Genomic DNA, 14,121 nt, shown 5'->3' with positions numbered 1-14,121 from the left:
CGTCATTCCGTGCCTGACCCGTTCATTGAAGAATTTTTCAGCCACAAGTATGGGCTGAAATTGCAAACAAAGACTGAAACAACGACATAGAATCAGACCGAATTGGCATTTGTGACAAGCTTTACGCTAGGTAATTCTTGTTTTTACTAAAATCTTCCTCGTCAATTTTACAAATATTTAATATTAATCTCCAGCAACGGCAGTTCCGGGTTCGTTCATCAAAGAAGATACTCGAGCAGAAGCCCGCAGAGCGCGGTTCCGGCAAGCGCGAACACAATCCCCATGCGGAACCGCAAGAGCAGGACCCCCGCAACGGCCGAAAGGACAGGCACCCGCCAGTCAACGGTCGCAAGGTCCGGAATCCAGGGCTGGGCCGGCCCCATGGGCAGACGTGCGACCGATGCGAACATCACCTGCAGGGCGAACCAGAGGGAGAGGTTCAGGATCACTCCCACGACAGCAGCGGTAATCGCGTCCAGCGCTCCTTTCAGGCGTGGCTGATGCTGCAGCCTCTCGATATAGGGAGCGCCGGCAAAGACCCACAGAAAGCAGGGCACAAAGGTGACCCAGAGCGTGACCGCCGCCCCGAGCGCGCCCAGAAACATGTCGGGCGTCCCGTTCGTGCCGCGGGCGGCAGCAAGAAACCCGACGAACTCGGTCACGAGGATCAACGGGCCGGGAGTGGTTTCCGCCAGACCGAGCGCGTCGGCCATTTCCGGGGCGGTAAGCCAGCCGTAGCCGCTGACGGCTTCCTGCGCCATATAGGCGAGCACGGCGTAGGCACCGCCGAATGTGACGGTTGCCAGGACGGAGAAGAAACGGCCGATTTCTCCCAGCACGTGTCCCGGTAACACGTATTCCAGCAGCAGGAGCGGCACCAGCCAGAGCCCCATCCAGACGAGCACTGTTGCAGCGGTGCGCCTGAGCGGAACGGCCTTTCCCAGAACGTCCGGCGGCGCGGTTTCCCGCGGCCTTGCCAGTAAAAGCCCCACCAAGCCGGCGGCGACAACCACCAGCGGATAAGGTGCGTCGAAAACGAAGAGCGCCGCGAAGGCCAGTCCGGCGATCCACCAGTGAAACCGCATCTTGAGCGCCCGGCGGGAAATACGCAGCAGCGCTTCGATCACGATGACCAGCACAGCTGCCTTGACGCCCAGAAACAGCGACTGAACAAGCGGGACGCCGCCGAAGTTCACGTAGAGCATCGCCAGGGCCAGGATCAGGGCCGCTCCGGGCAGAACGAAGAGAAGACCGGCAACGAGGCCACCGAGCGTACCGTGCAGGCGCCAGCCGGTGTAGGTGGCCAGTTGCATGGCTTCCGGCCCGGGCAACAGCATGCAGAAGGACAGGGCGTTCAGATAGGTCTGTTCGGACAGCCAGTTCCGGTCTTCGACGATTTCGCGATGCATAAGCGCAATCTGGGCTGCCGGTCCGCCGAAAGAGAGGATCCCGATCCGCGCAAAGACGCGGATCAGAGCCCCGAGCGAGGGCCGGGAGGCGATGTGTCCCCCCTCCCCGCCATCCGCGAATGTGTTGCTGTCCTGCATCGCCATATGGTCCGGGTTCATTGTGCCGTGCCTTCCCCTCCGGCGGAAGTCGCCGATGGAATCCAGTCGTGGCCTTCCTCATAACCGTCACGTGCCCACCGGTACAGCGCATCATAAACGGTCATTCCGGCTTCAAGCTGTTTCAGATCGTCGGAATACTGCCGGGAGAGGCCGACGGAGACTGCCAGCAAACCGGCGGCCTGTGGAACCATATCGTGTCTGTTCGTGTCGGCGGCCCGGACGACCGCCGCAAGGCGTTCCAGAGCCTCGCAATGAAGACCGAATTCTCCGATCATCGTATCGAAGCTGCAATCATTTCCCCGGTGTGAGAAATGGACACCCTCCACATCGAAGGGTGTTGCTCCGTACCTGTCGGCGACGCCCAGTACCTCGGACGGCGAAACGTACAAGAACCGGGCAGCCGGATCCACGAACCGGCGGATCAGCCAAGGACAGGCGATCCGGTCGATTTTCGGCCGGTGCCGGGTAACCCACAAGGTGGCCCCGTCCACGCGCGCGGGTATGGCAGACGCCGGAATGCGCATGGCGCCTTCTGCGGCACGCCAGGCGTACATGCCCCCGGACAGGTACTCCGCCTCCACGCCTTCGCAGCGCAGCCAGGCAGCGAGGCCCTGGCTGAGCTTGATGCCGCGCTGGCAGACGACCACACACTTCCGGCCAGCAAGTTTCCGGAGCAATTCCGCCCGGTCCTTGTGCGAATGCCGGAAGGAACCGGGGACAAGATACGGATCCTCGTTAAAGTCCGGATCAATGGAAATGTCGACGATTGCCGGACACTCAGGCGTGCCGATCAGTCGAAAAAGTTGCGAGGTGGTGATTTCATTCGGTGCAGGCATGTCGGCTCCTCACGTATGCGAAAGATATCAACTCCGCCGGACTTGTCAGGCCGGGAAGTGCTCATCCGTCGCGAAACTTGAGCCTAAGCCTCACGGGGCGTTCGCAACCCCATGGGCGGACTCTAGTCACGAGGTCCCGGCAAGTCAATGAATCTCCCTGTCCACCTCCGGACGCAGGCCGCCGCCGCAAAATCGTCAAGAAATCACACCGCTGGCGCCCAATTGGCGACTGCCTGCGGGCGCATTTGCCACCGACAGTGATCACGTCAAGCATGTAGGAGGCACCCATGCAGGTAAACGACCCGGATAGAAATGCACGGCAGACGCAATCCTTGCGGACAGGCTTCCCGGCGGCATTGCTGTATCTGCTGGCAACCGCTTCGCTGACGCTCATGTCCCTTGCCTATGAGCCGAGGCTCCTGCCGCCGCTCATCGCTTTTGCCGCGATGGTCGCCCTGACACGACATCTTGGCCGCCGGCTCTACGGCGACTTCGCCAACGCGTCCAGCCGCATAAAGTAGCAGACACGCCCGTGCTCCGGCAGTTTGCGGATCACCACCAGACGGTTTCAATCATGCCCCGTATTGCAAAGTCCCCAGACAGAGACGCAACGGCCTGCAAAAGCAATTTCAACGCGGCGCGCCCGCTGCTCCAGGCCATCTTCCTTGGAATTCTCCTGGCTGCCGCCTTGATGGTCGCAGCCGCCATGGCCAATCCGCATGGGCGGACAGACAAGGACCTGCCTCAGGGCAGCAAGGTCACCCAAACCTTGCCGCATCCCTGAGCCCTGGCAATTCCGAGGCCGGCGCCTGCCGTCCAACACCAGCAGGTTCCGGAGCTTGCGTCCATAGCTCCGGACCTTTCTTTTCAGGCCTTCCTGGCCGCCTCGATCTTCTGTAGTTCCGCCAGATAGGCATCCTGAAGTTCTGCCAGAACGGACCGGCTTCCTGCCGGCCGGGCAATGCCCAGGTGGATTTCGCGCAACTCGTCCATGAAGTCCTCCCACATGTCCGGGCCTCCTTCAGCCAGGACCCTGGCACGCACAGCCAGTTCCGGCGCCGGGGACAGGAACCTGACGCCCCAGGCCCCCAATTGCGCCAGAACCGGAACGAGCGCGATGGATTTTTCTGTCAGGCTGTAGATCTTCCGCTGTTTGTGCTGCGGGTCAGCCGCGATCGTGACCAGCCCTTCCGCCTCCAGGTGCTTCAGCCTGGCGGCCAGGATGTTGGTGGCGATCCCTTCCAGCGAATGGGTCAGAAGCTCGCGATAGCTGCGGAAATTCCCGAACATGATGTCGCGCAGAATGATCATGCTCCAGCGGTCTCCCAGGACCTCGATTGACAGATTGATCGCGCACCCGGAACGGCCGTCCATGCAGTCCTCCAAATTCTGCTTGCATATTGCACGCAGTTGCGGCATCAAATCAACCAGTTGCAATTTGCAAGTGGATTGAAAGATGAGAAAACTGGTTGTTTCAATGTTTCAAAGCCTGGACGGTTTCATCAATGCTGCGGGGGGCGAGTTCATCGGACCGGAATGGTCCAACGATCTCGATGCCTGGACGGCCCGGATGCCTCTGGCTTTCGACACGCTTCTCTACGGGCGCACATCCTGGGAAAAGATGGCCGAGTTCTGGCCGGGAACGGACACGAATGACGAAATGCCCGAGCCGACCCGGCAGCTGGGCCGTTTCATGAACAAGAGCCGCAAGATCGTTTTCTCCCGAACCCTTCAGGATACTTCCGCATGGGAAAACAGCGAACTCGCGGCCGCTCCGCTCGAAGAAGTTATCCGCCAGGAGAAACAGAAGGACGGCAAGGACATGGTGATCTTTTCAGGCGCCATCACCGCGCAGTCCGCCCTCAGATCCGGACTGGTTGACGAAATCTGGCTGCTGACACTTCCCGAGCTCTTCGGGTACGGCACAAGGCTGTTCGACGGGCACGGACTGCGCGCGACACTGCAGCTTCAGGAAGTCTGCCAGATGGATACCGGGGCGGTGCTCACACGTTATGCCGTAAGTTAGAGCACGTCCTGGAAATGTCGGATCCATCGACCGGAGCTGTTTCACCTGCCCTCAAGACGTGTTGCGCGCCGTGGTGTGGTGCCACCGCAGGCGCAAGCCATCGCAGTCAGCGGATGAAATCGCCCGGCCCTTCGGATGACGGCAAGCAGACCCGCAAAAAGCAGGGGTCCGGCTTCACACCCTGCGTGTGAATGCCGGACCCCAGGTGCCCGGTCCGCCCCCGGTTATCCGCTCCCCTTGCACCACCATCGGACAAGTCGATTCGAAAGGTGCCGCAGGCCCGGCCTCGATGGCCTGCTTTCGTCCGTTCGAATTGATCCGGGTCAAGGACGGGAATTTGTTCGTCTGGCAAGTAAAGCAACAGTTAAACCGGTCTGCAAGACCGTTCGGGAACTTGGCGGATATGATACCGGCAATTAACTCGAAAGACGTTGAGCAGACGAAAAGACAGGGGATAACCCTGGGGAAAATCCCCAAGGCCCAACAGGAGGAACCCGCATCATGACCATTGCCAACGACGCAAGTTGGGCCGATAAAGATAGGAGAGGTTTGTCGGAGGCAGCCATGGACGTCGATCTCTCCATTTCCGCGGACACAATCCGCGTGCTTGCACAGAAGGCACGGTCCGTCGCCTCCACGCTTCAGGATGCCTTCGAGGACGGCCATGAAGGCGACGTGGAATTCGACGCCGATACGCTCGAGGAAGGCCATAACCACGACGGCCTGGCCGAAGAGGAACACGACGACCTGTCGGACGAGGAACTGCGCGAGCTGATCGAAGACCTGAATGTCGACGAAGCCGCCGAACTGGTGGCGATCACCTGGATCGGCCGGGGCGATTTCGATGCCGACGACTTCGAAACAGCGGTGCAGGAAGCCCGCGAACGCGCGGTTGGCTCCACCGCGACCTATCTCCTCGGAATGCCGATGCTGGCCGACCTCCTGGAAGCGGGTCTTGATGCACTTGACCTGTAATACCAGACACAGCTGACAGGCCCCCGGGCCTGGAGCCGCACGTCACTTCGAATCCCGAGAGCATCGCAAAGGTCAATCCCCGTGGCCGTTGTTTGGCCATCTCCTCCACAGCCTGACGGAATTCTTGGGAAAACAGGTTTGGAATTCATTTACCATCTTCCCGTGCTTCCCGCTTTCGCGCACTCTGCCTTTCCAATGAAGGTGGGGTGCGATCCCCGGCCGCGTCGTGAACAAGCATGACGGCAGGCAGGCTGATCGCCAGGAAAGCATGTTGGGGGGAGTTGAGGGCAATGTTGCATGACCCGGCAAATCGCGATGTGTTCACCGTCCACCGGCCATCGCCGTGGCCATTCGTGGGCGCCATGCTCGCCGCGACTGCCCTGATCACCACTCTGGTCGTCGCCTTCAGCAGCTAGGTTGCTCTGCACATTCAGGCATCCCGGCACTCTGATCCACCGGCCCCGGATCGCCGCAAGGATGTTTGAACTTCTCACCAACGGTCTCTGAGACATGCCCTATTCGCGCCTGGCCGTGCTTGATTTCGCCCGCGGCCTCGCCGTTGTCGCCATGGCCCTCTACCACCTCTCCTGGGACCTCTCCTGGTTCGGCTTTGTCGACTGGCCGGTGGCCCACGGAAGCGGCTGGCGCGTTTTCGCAGCACTGATCGCAGGCAGTTTTCTTTTCCTCGCTGGTGTCAGCCTCGATCTGGCTCATCACAAGGGCATTCGCTGGCGCCCATTCCGGCGCCGGCTGGCCGTTATCGTCGTTGCCGCGGCAGCCGTGTCTCTGGTCACCTATTTCACCTTCGGCAACACCTACGTGCGGTTCGGCATTCTTCATTCCATCGCCGCCGCCAGTGTGATTGCCCTGCCCTTCACCCGCCTGCCGTTCTGGGTAGGGGCGGCGGGCGCCGTTTTCCTTCTGTCCCTGCCGGCCTGGGCCGGTTCGCCGGTTTTCAACGGCCAGCTGTGGCTATGGACGGGACTTGGAACTCCGGAATTTGCCAGTGTCGACTACGTGCCGGTTGCGCCTTGGGCGGGTGTCACCCTGGCGGGCCTGTCGGCATCTCGGATATTCCGGGGAGCGCATGTCTGGGAAAAACTTGCAGTCTTCCGCCTGGACGGGCGCGCGGGACGGATCTCCAGGTTTCTCGGGCGCCATTCCCTGCCGGTTTACCTGTTGCATCAGCCGGTGCTTTACGGACTTGTCTGGTCTGCCACACTGTTGGGACCGGGCGCCGATCCGGCAGGTGCTGCCTTTGTCCGCAACTGCACGGCTGCCTGCCAGGTAAACCTCGGAAACGAAGTGAGCTGCGAGGCGGCATGCAGTTGCACGCTGAAACATCTGAAGGCTGGTCGCATCTGGACCGCGCTCAACAGCGACCCGACAGACCAGACCCTTCGCCTGCAGATGAACGATGCTTACGCACAATGCCTCGCCGACCCGGCGCTTGTTCCCGGGCAGTCCGACTGAACGCACTCCGGTTCACTCTGGCCGAAGGCGGGTGAGTGCCCTCTCCCGTCTTTCACGCGCAAAGGGTATAAACGCGTTGCGGTCTCTCCCCCTCATCACCTGTTCGAACGCCCAGAGCGCTGAAACCGCGTCGCATCCGGCTTTCATGAAATCGAGATGGCGCCGCGAAGGACAATCGCACGAAGGTCGGCCGAAGCGGTAGGCTTCCAGAAAGGCATCTTCCTGATCCTGCGAGAAACCGTGTTCCAAGATGGCATAGGCAAGATCCCAGGCGGGATCGGCCATCGCTGAGAACTCCCAGTCGATGAGCCGCACGCCATCAGGAGTCGAAAGGCAGTTCCCCGGGGAAAGATCGCAGTGACTTGGCACCAGCAGTTGGCTGGACAGGAGCTCCTCCTGCGCGATCAGTGTATCCAGCAAACCGTCAAGCGCGGCCAGCTCGGCTGCTAAATCCGGTTTCGAAGAAAGCAGCTGCCGATACGACTGGACGATCGCCGGAAGGTCGAGCGATCCGGAAAACCTGGTATTGCTTCCGTGAAGGCGTCCGACCAGTGTGCCCAGCTCCGTCGGGAAGTCCGGCGGCCTGCCATCGATCACCTCCACCGCGCGGGTTACGAGGATGCCGGTGTCCTGCCGGCAAAATACCGGAGGCAGCGCCAGATCCAGGGCGGCGGCAACTTCGATGTTGCCGGCTTCGACGGCCCTGTCGACACGCTCCTGCGTTTCGGCACCCGGCAGCCGAAGAAAAAAAGTACCGCGCTCCGCTTCCAGGCGGTAGACCCGGTTGGTCAGTCCTGCCTGCAACTGCACGCATGCCACTGTCCCGAAGAGGTCACCGAGAGCCGGATTATTCCGAACGGCGGCGGTCACTTCGTCAGGAAGGACATCTGGTCTGTTGGCGGAAGACTGTGACACAAGCAGTAAGACCGGATTGTTCAAAAAGGAGAGCGGACGCCATGTCGAACGTGCCGTCACCCCATATCATCATAACCTATTGCCGCCAATGCAATTGGCTGCTGCGCTCCGCCTGGATGGCCCAGGAAATCCTTTCCACTTTTTCCGAGGAGACCGGCGCCGTCACGCTCGTTCCGGGAACGGGCGGTACCTTCACGATTATCTGCGACGGTACGGTTGTCTGGGACCGGAAGACGGATGGCGGTTTTCCGGAGGCCAAGGTGCTGAAGCAAAGGCTGCGCGATCTCCTTTGGCCGGACAGGGACCTGGGACATTCTGACAGACCCGAAGCGCCCTAGGATTTGCGCCTCGGAAAAAGGACCATCCTCCGAACATTTTGCAATACTGCCCTTTATCTTGAACTCGGCTATAATATCTCGAGTTTTTGATGCAAATCATCAGAAACTCGGGTTCGACTCCAAGCAGTCAGAGTTTAAAATGCACGCATCAAGAGCGTTTTTTCATGCTGGATTACTGATTTTCTTCTGGACTCTTTCTTGCGTCGCAACGAATGCAAAACAACCAGAACTTGTTATTTACACCGAGAACTACAGCCCGCTTTATCAGATTGACGGCAACGGAAACGTGACGGGTATCGTGGCGGAGCTTCTTCGGAAGATCGCAAAAAGGGCGGACATTTCCCTGGACCTGCGCTTGCGTCCGTTCAACCGCGGACTGCTGGCTGTCAAGAAGTCCCCCGGTAACTGCTTTCTGGCCCTATGGAGAACCTCGCTGCGCGAGCCCAACTTCCTGTGGGTCGGTCCGCTCGAGATCGACGGCTACGCCTTTTTCGCCCTGAAAGGCAGCAAAATCTCCATCACTTCGATCGAGGACAGTTTCAAATATCCGACAGGCGCGGTCGCCGGCTGGACGAGCACGGTGGAAGTGCAACAGGCCGGACACCCGGAACTCGTTCTGGTGGACGATGACGGGCTGAACCCGAAGATGCTTCGAAACGGCAACACGCTTCTGTGGCTGGGCGGCCTGCTGTCGGCCCCTTACGTTGCGAAAGAGCAGGGCATCGAGATCGAGAACGTCTTCACCGTCAAGGAGGTGGACCTGTCCCTTGCCTGCAACCCCGGCACGGACAGAGCCCTGATCGACCGGCTGCAGTCGGCCCTCGACAGATATTATCAACGGGCCGAGGACACCCGTGTGGAACAACCGCCACGGCGTCTGACGCAGTAGCCCGGCAGCCGGAGCTGCCGTGTCTCTTTCACGAAGTGCCTTGCCGCCGAGTAGCGCCGGCCGGTGGTTCGGCCGCCAGTCCTAAGGCTGCCGTGTCTGTTGCCGTGTCCGCTGTTTCAAACACCCCGCGCGCCGCATTCAATCCGTCAAACGCGGCCGCAGGCTGCCGCAAACAGTCATCAGGAAAAAGGGGCGCGGCCACGCCGCGCCCCTTCTTCTCTTTGCCTTGGTGCAGGTTCCCAGGTTTAGGCGAACCACCAGCGCTCGCAGGCACGGAAGCCGTCGAGGGTCCAGTTGGCGGCGACCTTCTCCGGATGCGCAACGTTGTTGGTATGCGCCATCACGTAGCTGGCGAACATCGGGATGACGACGCCGCCATCGGTACGCACCAGGTTCTGCATTTCGCCATACATCTCTGCGCGCTTGGCGTCGTCGAGTTCCGAACGGGCCTCCAAAAGCAGTTTGTTGAAACGCTCGTTCTCCCAGAAGGTGTCGTTCCACGGCGCGCCGGAGGCATAGGCAGTGGAGAACATCCAGTCTTCCGTCGGACGGCCACCCCAATAGACCGCGCAGAACGGCTTCTTCATCCACACGTCCGACCAGTAGCCGTCGTTCGGCTCGCGCACCGGCTGGATGTCGATGCCGCATTTGTCCGCGGAGCTCGAATAGAGCACGGCGGCATCAACCGCGCCGCCGAAGGCGGCATCGGCAGCCGACAGTTTCACCTTCAGGGAATCGAGGCCGGCCTGCTTCAGGTAGTATTTCGCCTTGTCCGGATCGTAGGTGGTCTGTTCCAGATCCTTGGCGTAGAAGCGGTTCGACGGGCTGATGGGATGATCGTTGCCGATCGAGCCGTAGCCGAACAGGATCTTGTCGACGAGACCCTGCCGGTCGACCGCATGCTTCAGCGCCATGCGGACGTTGTTGTCATTAAAGGGCGCAGCGCGCGTGTCCATGGCGAAGGTGTAGTGCTGGGTGCCCGTGGTCGACAGGATGGTGACATTCGGGGCGCGCCCGAACAGGCCGACGGTCTTCAGGTCGACCTGGTCGATGACATCCACATTGCCGGTCAGCAGGGCGGACTGGCGGGCAGCAGGATCGACGATGGTCAGAAGCTTGACCTCGTCGAAATGGGCCCGGTCCGTCTTCCAGTAATTGGGGTTGCGGACCAATTCGGCAATGACACCCGGTTCGTAGTTGGCGACCTTGTAGGGGCCGCAGCCGTCGCTGCTGGTCGGATCGAGCTTGCCGTCCTTGGCCTTCATGATCGGCAGGTGGTAGTCGCTGACGACAAAGGGGAAGTCGGCGTTGCCGGCTTCCAGCGTGAAGACCACACTGTCGCCATCGGCCTTCATGTCCTTGATCGGCTGCACGAAGGGCTTCGCCGCGGAGGTACTCTTTTCGCCGCGGTGATAGTCGATCGAGGCGATCACGTCTTCCGGCGTAACGGTTCCGCCGCTGTGAAACTCGACGCCTTTGCGGATCTTGAAAGTCCAGACCGTGGCGTCGTCCGAAGCCCCCCAGCTTTCGGCGACTTCACCGATCAGGTCACCGTCCGCGGTGATTTCCACCAGATAGCCGTGGCGCGCAGTCGCGAACACCTGGACATATTGGTTGTCCCAAGTACCCGGATCATAGTTTTCGTTGGTGTTGCCCGCGGCGATAGCCACGCGGAAGACCCCGCCCTTCTTGGGCTGGGCATGCGCACTGCCGGCACCGAGCGGGCCGGCAAGCGCCATGGCCCCGACGGCCGCCGATCCCTGCAGGATACCGCGCCGGGAAATCCCGGATGTGATGTTTGGCAGATTTGGATTTGTCATGTCCCCTCTTCCTTTTCTAGCCTGCTGCGTGCCGGAGCGGCGTAATGTCAAAGTAATTACGCGAAAAAACGGTCTTCGACGCAACTCCTTGCACAAGGGAATGTCGCATTTGCTCAAGGTCATGCCGCTCAGTGAATTCAGAATAGTTATTTTAATTGATTGCTCAATCAAAAAAAATTTGGTGTGTTGATCGAAGGTTTTCCGCGCGATGGAGGAATTGCATGACCAGGCGCAAGAATATTCTGATCCTGATGGTCGACCAGTTGAACGGAACGCTGTTTCCGGACGGTCCCGCGGCCTTCCTCCATGCCCCGAACCTGAAAAATCTTGCGGCCCGCTCCGTCCGGTTTCAGAACACCTACACCGCCTCCCCGCTGTGCGCGCCGGGACGGGCGAGCTTCATGTCCGGACAGTTGCCACGCCGCACGGGCGTCTATGACAACGCCGCGGAATTTGCCTCCGACATTCCGACCTACGCCCACCATCTGCGCCGCGCGGGCTACACGACGTGTCTTTCCGGCAAGATGCATTTCGTCGGGCCGGACCAGATGCACGGTTTCGAGGAACGCCTGACCACCGACATCTATCCGGCCGACTTCGGCTGGACGCCGGACTACCGCAAGCCGGGCGAGCGCATCGACTGGTGGTATCACAACATGGGTTCGGTCACCGGTGCGGGCGTGGCCGAGATCTCCAACCAGATGGAATATGACGACGACGTCGCCTTCCAGGCCGTGCGCAAGATCTACGACTACGGCCGCGGCAAATACGACCGGCCGTTCTGCATGACGGTCAGCTTCACCCACCCGCACGACCCCTACGTGGCCCGCAGGAAATACTGGGACCTCTACGAGGATTGCGAACATCTGCTGCCGCAAGTCCCTGCAATGGCCTATGAGGATCACGACCCGCATTCGAAGCGGATCTTCGACGCCAACGACTGGCGCAATTTCAATATCACCGAAGACAACATCCGCCGGTCCCGCCGCGCCTATTTCGCCAACATCTCCTATCTTGACGACAAGATCGGCGAAATCCTGCATGCACTCGATGCAATGGACCTGACGGAGGAAACCACGATCCTGTTCGTCTCCGACCACGGCGACATGCTCGGCGAGCGCGGGTTGTGGTTCAAGATGACCTTCTTCGAAGGCTCCTCGCGCGTGCCGCTGATGGTGGCCGACAAGGATCTTTCGCCGGCCCATATCACAACGCCGGTCAGCACGCTCGACGTGTTGCCGACGGTCTGCGACCTCGCCGGCATCGACATGAGCGAGATCATGCCCTGGACCGACGGGGAAAGCCTGGTGCCGCTGGCGGGCGGCACGGCCCGCACGTCCCCCGTCCTGATGGAATATGCCGCCGAGGCCTCCTATGCGCCTCTGGCCGGCATCCGGGAAGGCGACTGGAAATACGTCCACTGCGAACTCGACCCGCCGCAGCTCTTCAACCTCGCCGACGACCCGCACGAACTGACAAATCTGGCCACCGACCCCGCCCACGCGGGCAAGGCCGTCCATTTCGCCGAAATGGCGGGAAGGCAATGGGACATGGCCGCCTTCGATGCGGAGGTGCGCCAGTCGCAGGCCCGCCGCTGGATCGTCTACGAAGCGCTTCGCAACGGCGCCTATTTCCCCTGGGACTACCAACCCCTGCAAAAAGCCTCCGAACGCTACATGCGCAACCACATGGACCTGAATGACGTGGAAGAGAGCCAGAGGTATCCGAGGGGGGAGTGAACCAGATAGGCCGTGGTTTCGGCGTTCCGCGCTTGTCATCCCGGCTGGAGCGAAGCGGAAGGCCGGGATCCGGTAATCGGGGCGTTGCCTCAAAGGGCGGGCGACGGTGACAACTGGATCCCTGCATTCGCAGGGATGGCAAGTGCGCTGGAGAGCTCCAGGCCCAACAGATCTAACACCCCTACTTCGTGCAGCCGTTCACATTGGCGGCGCAGTAATAGCCGTCGGCGTCGTTGCCGCAGCAGTAGAGAAAGCCCGGGGAGTCGCAGTAATATTCCGAGGACCCGCAGCGGCCGGCGATCTGGAGCAGCGGTTCCGACACCTTGGGCCCGTCCAGCACGATTTCCGGGCTGACCAGACGTGGCGACTGGTTGGGTATCTGCGGAACGGCGAGGTCACGGTGCAGGCTGGCGAGGACGATTTTCGCCGCCGTCAGATCGGTTCCGGTATTGGGTGCAAGAGGGTCCGCGGACACAGGCGCCGCCAGGCTGAAGACCATCAGTACCGTCGTCAATTCAAGCAAGGTCCGAGCGTTCATCTTTCGCCTCCCGTGCGCAAGATGTTGAAAAATTCCACTTTCCTGAACGGTTGCAATCATAACACGAAGCGATGTGCCGGAGTAGCGGAAAGGATACGCCCGGAGCGAAGGCCAGCGCCTATAGCTGAGCTTATTCCGGCGTTTCAGCGCAACCTTTCCTGACACCGTGTTGTCAGGAGACTGACAGGAAGTGGCAAAAAGCGGAACAAAGCCGCAACCGCCCCCTTTCCTCACGCGCGCAACCGGACCATATTGCGGCCATGAGCAAGCGCCCGACCAAGACCACTCCCGACGACATCGACACGCAAGAAGGCTTCGGCGAAGCGCCTCAGAAGCCGCTTTCCGGAACGCCGCTTTCCGGGTCCATCAGCGACTGGGCGGCGGAGATCGCCGAGGAAGCCGACAGGCCGGAAGCCAGAGCCGTTGGCAAGGAAAATGAGTCTCCGGAGCGTAGCGAAGGCAAGGCCAAGCGGCCGCCGGCCGGTCAGGGCGCCCCAGCGGAGGCCAGCGCCAAAGCGCGTACGGCCGTGAGCTCAAAGAAAAACAAGCCGACGAAGTCGGCACGGGGCACGTCCATCGGCAAGGCGGACAGCGCGCGCGAGCGGGCCGCTGGCGGGCTGAACCCGGTGGCCGGGCTCGACATGACGCTGGAAGAGGCCGAGACGCTGGAAAAGCGGCTCAAGGACCACCAGAAGGAAAACAGGAAGAAGAAGAAAGAGAGCAAGTTCGGTGAGCTGACCGGCAACCAGGGTGCGACCGCGACGGTGGAGGCCCTGTCGGCACTGATCGAGAGCGGCAATCCGCTGCACAAGAATGGCGAGCTGTGGGTGCCGCACCGGCCGGAGCGGCCGGAGAAATCCGAAGGCGGCGTGCCGATCGTCCTGAAGTCGGAATACGACCCCAAGGGCGACCAGCCGACCGCCATCGCCGACCTGGTCGAGGGCATGGAAAACGGCGAGCAGACCCAGGTTCTGCTCGGCGTCACCGGCTCGGGCAAGACCTAC

General features: G+C 61.0%; 15 protein-coding genes and 1 pseudogene. 10 read left to right on the top strand and 6 right to left on the bottom strand.

Features of this window, described 5'->3' with window-relative positions; all coding sequences use genetic code 11:
• Positions 1 to 218: 218 nt before the first annotated feature.
• A complete protein-coding gene (gene chrA / locus ACQY7U_RS00115; protein WP_428640773.1) occupies positions 219 to 1,568 on the bottom strand; it encodes a chromate efflux transporter in 1,350 nt (449 codons plus the stop codon).
• On the bottom strand, positions 1,565 to 2,404 hold the full coding sequence (locus tag ACQY7U_RS00110) for a chromate resistance protein ChrB domain-containing protein (protein WP_428640772.1): 840 nt from the start codon (positions 2,402 to 2,404) through the stop codon (positions 1,565 to 1,567). The genes chrA and ACQY7U_RS00110 overlap by 4 nt, the downstream gene beginning before the upstream one ends.
• 287 nt (positions 2,405 to 2,691) lie before the next feature.
• Here ACQY7U_RS00110 and ACQY7U_RS00105 point away from each other — a divergent pair, with 287 nt between their 5' ends.
• Both ACQY7U_RS00105 and ACQY7U_RS00100 read left to right on the top strand, forming a co-directional pair.
• Positions 2,692 to 2,925: a hypothetical protein gene (locus tag ACQY7U_RS00105; RefSeq protein ID WP_428640770.1), complete on the top strand. Its 234-nt coding sequence runs from the start codon at positions 2,692 to 2,694 to the stop codon at positions 2,923 to 2,925.
• 53 nt (positions 2,926 to 2,978) lie between these two features.
• Positions 2,979 to 3,188: a hypothetical protein gene (locus ACQY7U_RS00100; protein ID WP_428640768.1), complete on the top strand. Its 210-nt coding sequence runs from the start codon at positions 2,979 to 2,981 to the stop codon at positions 3,186 to 3,188.
• An 83-nt stretch (positions 3,189 to 3,271) separates the two neighbouring features.
• Here ACQY7U_RS00100 and ACQY7U_RS00095 read toward each other — a convergent pair whose 3' ends face one another.
• Positions 3,272 to 3,778: a winged helix-turn-helix transcriptional regulator gene (locus ACQY7U_RS00095; protein WP_428640766.1), complete on the bottom strand. Its 507-nt coding sequence runs from the start codon at positions 3,776 to 3,778 to the stop codon at positions 3,272 to 3,274.
• Positions 3,779 to 3,860: 82 nt separating this feature from the next.
• Here ACQY7U_RS00095 and ACQY7U_RS00090 point away from each other — a divergent pair, with 82 nt between their 5' ends.
• The 4 genes from ACQY7U_RS00090 (at position 3,861) to ACQY7U_RS00075 (ending at position 6,878) form a co-directional block, all read left to right on the top strand.
• A complete protein-coding gene (locus tag ACQY7U_RS00090; RefSeq protein ID WP_428640764.1) occupies positions 3,861 to 4,430 on the top strand; it encodes a dihydrofolate reductase family protein in 570 nt (189 codons plus the stop codon).
• Positions 4,431 to 4,994: 564 nt separating this feature from the next.
• On the top strand, positions 4,995 to 5,405 hold the full coding sequence (locus ACQY7U_RS00085) for a DUF3775 domain-containing protein (RefSeq protein ID WP_428640762.1): 411 nt from the start codon (positions 4,995 to 4,997) through the stop codon (positions 5,403 to 5,405).
• Between the two features lie 290 nt (positions 5,406 to 5,695).
• The gene (locus tag ACQY7U_RS00080) at positions 5,696 to 5,821 is read left to right on the top strand and encodes a hypothetical protein (protein WP_428640760.1); all 126 of its coding nucleotides are present in this window, start codon (positions 5,696 to 5,698) and stop codon (positions 5,819 to 5,821) included.
• A gap of 94 nt (positions 5,822 to 5,915) precedes the next feature.
• Entirely contained in the window at positions 5,916 to 6,878 is a 963-nt protein-coding gene (locus tag ACQY7U_RS00075) for a heparan-alpha-glucosaminide N-acetyltransferase (RefSeq protein ID WP_428640758.1), read from the top strand.
• A gap of 12 nt (positions 6,879 to 6,890) precedes the next feature.
• On the opposite strand, the gene ACQY7U_RS00070 is transcribed toward ACQY7U_RS00075, so the two are convergent.
• Positions 6,891 to 7,688 carry a choline/ethanolamine kinase family protein gene (locus tag ACQY7U_RS00070; RefSeq protein WP_428640756.1) on the bottom strand — a complete coding sequence of 266 codons (798 nt, stop codon included), beginning with the start codon at positions 7,686 to 7,688 and terminating at the stop codon, positions 6,891 to 6,893.
• Positions 7,689 to 7,834: 146 nt separating this feature from the next.
• Between ACQY7U_RS00070 and ACQY7U_RS00065 the strand changes: the two genes are divergently transcribed.
• Positions 7,835 to 8,131, top strand: coding sequence for a SelT/SelW/SelH family protein (locus tag ACQY7U_RS00065; RefSeq protein WP_428640754.1), 297 nt, complete (start codon positions 7,835 to 7,837; stop codon positions 8,129 to 8,131).
• A 139-nt stretch (positions 8,132 to 8,270) separates the two neighbouring features.
• Positions 8,271 to 9,020 carry a substrate-binding periplasmic protein gene (locus ACQY7U_RS00060; RefSeq protein ID WP_428640752.1) on the top strand — a complete coding sequence of 250 codons (750 nt, stop codon included), beginning with the start codon at positions 8,271 to 8,273 and terminating at the stop codon, positions 9,018 to 9,020.
• A gap of 245 nt (positions 9,021 to 9,265) precedes the next feature.
• Here ACQY7U_RS00060 and ACQY7U_RS00055 read toward each other — a convergent pair whose 3' ends face one another.
• Positions 9,266 to 10,840 carry an ABC transporter substrate-binding protein gene (locus ACQY7U_RS00055; protein WP_428640750.1) on the bottom strand — a complete coding sequence of 525 codons (1,575 nt, stop codon included), beginning with the start codon at positions 10,838 to 10,840 and terminating at the stop codon, positions 9,266 to 9,268.
• A 221-nt stretch (positions 10,841 to 11,061) separates the two neighbouring features.
• Between ACQY7U_RS00055 and betC the strand changes: the two genes are divergently transcribed.
• Positions 11,062 to 12,579 carry a choline-sulfatase gene (gene betC, locus ACQY7U_RS00050; RefSeq protein ID WP_428640748.1) on the top strand — a complete coding sequence of 506 codons (1,518 nt, stop codon included), beginning with the start codon at positions 11,062 to 11,064 and terminating at the stop codon, positions 12,577 to 12,579.
• A 181-nt stretch (positions 12,580 to 12,760) separates the two neighbouring features.
• Here the strand turns inward: betC and ACQY7U_RS00045 are convergent, their stop codons facing one another.
• Positions 12,761 to 13,117: a hypothetical protein gene (locus tag ACQY7U_RS00045; protein ID WP_428640746.1), complete on the bottom strand. Its 357-nt coding sequence runs from the start codon at positions 13,115 to 13,117 to the stop codon at positions 12,761 to 12,763.
• A gap of 260 nt (positions 13,118 to 13,377) precedes the next feature.
• Here ACQY7U_RS00045 and ACQY7U_RS00040 point away from each other — a divergent pair.
• Positions 13,378 to 14,121: pseudogene (locus ACQY7U_RS00040) on the top strand (excinuclease ABC subunit UvrB); the annotation flags it as partial.

Source organism: Roseibium sp., from assembly GCF_050301095.1.
GTDB lineage: Bacteria > Pseudomonadota > Alphaproteobacteria > Rhizobiales > Stappiaceae > Roseibium.
The sequence above is the reverse complement of the archived record's forward strand: the minus strand, read 5'-3'. Positions and strand labels throughout refer to the sequence as shown.

Excerpts from the sequence above, each read along its gene's own strand:
- ACQY7U_RS00045 (WP_428640746.1), bottom strand. The coding sequence starts at position 13,117 with ATGAACGCTCGGACCTTGCTTGAATTGACGACGGTACTGATGGTCTTC.
- ACQY7U_RS00060 (WP_428640752.1), top strand. The coding sequence starts at position 8,271 with ATGCACGCATCAAGAGCGTTTTTTCATGCTGGATTACTGATTTTCTTC.
- ACQY7U_RS00085 (WP_428640762.1), top strand. The coding sequence starts at position 4,995 with ATGGACGTCGATCTCTCCATTTCCGCGGACACAATCCGCGTGCTTGCA.
- ACQY7U_RS00055 (WP_428640750.1), bottom strand. The coding sequence starts at position 10,840 with ATGACAAATCCAAATCTGCCAAACATCACATCCGGGATTTCCCGGCGC.
- ACQY7U_RS00075 (WP_428640758.1), top strand. The coding sequence starts at position 5,916 with ATGCCCTATTCGCGCCTGGCCGTGCTTGATTTCGCCCGCGGCCTCGCC.
- betC (WP_428640748.1), top strand. The coding sequence starts at position 11,062 with ATGACCAGGCGCAAGAATATTCTGATCCTGATGGTCGACCAGTTGAAC.
- ACQY7U_RS00100 (WP_428640768.1), top strand. The coding sequence starts at position 2,979 with ATGCCCCGTATTGCAAAGTCCCCAGACAGAGACGCAACGGCCTGCAAA.
- ACQY7U_RS00105 (WP_428640770.1), top strand. The coding sequence starts at position 2,692 with ATGCAGGTAAACGACCCGGATAGAAATGCACGGCAGACGCAATCCTTG.
- ACQY7U_RS00065 (WP_428640754.1), top strand. The coding sequence starts at position 7,835 with ATGTCGAACGTGCCGTCACCCCATATCATCATAACCTATTGCCGCCAA.
- ACQY7U_RS00110 (WP_428640772.1), bottom strand. The coding sequence starts at position 2,404 with ATGCCTGCACCGAATGAAATCACCACCTCGCAACTTTTTCGACTGATC.
- ACQY7U_RS00095 (WP_428640766.1), bottom strand. The coding sequence starts at position 3,778 with ATGGACGGCCGTTCCGGGTGCGCGATCAATCTGTCAATCGAGGTCCTG.
- ACQY7U_RS00080 (WP_428640760.1), top strand. The coding sequence starts at position 5,696 with ATGTTGCATGACCCGGCAAATCGCGATGTGTTCACCGTCCACCGGCCA.
- ACQY7U_RS00090 (WP_428640764.1), top strand. The coding sequence starts at position 3,861 with ATGAGAAAACTGGTTGTTTCAATGTTTCAAAGCCTGGACGGTTTCATC.
- chrA (WP_428640773.1), bottom strand. The coding sequence starts at position 1,568 with ATGAACCCGGACCATATGGCGATGCAGGACAGCAACACATTCGCGGAT.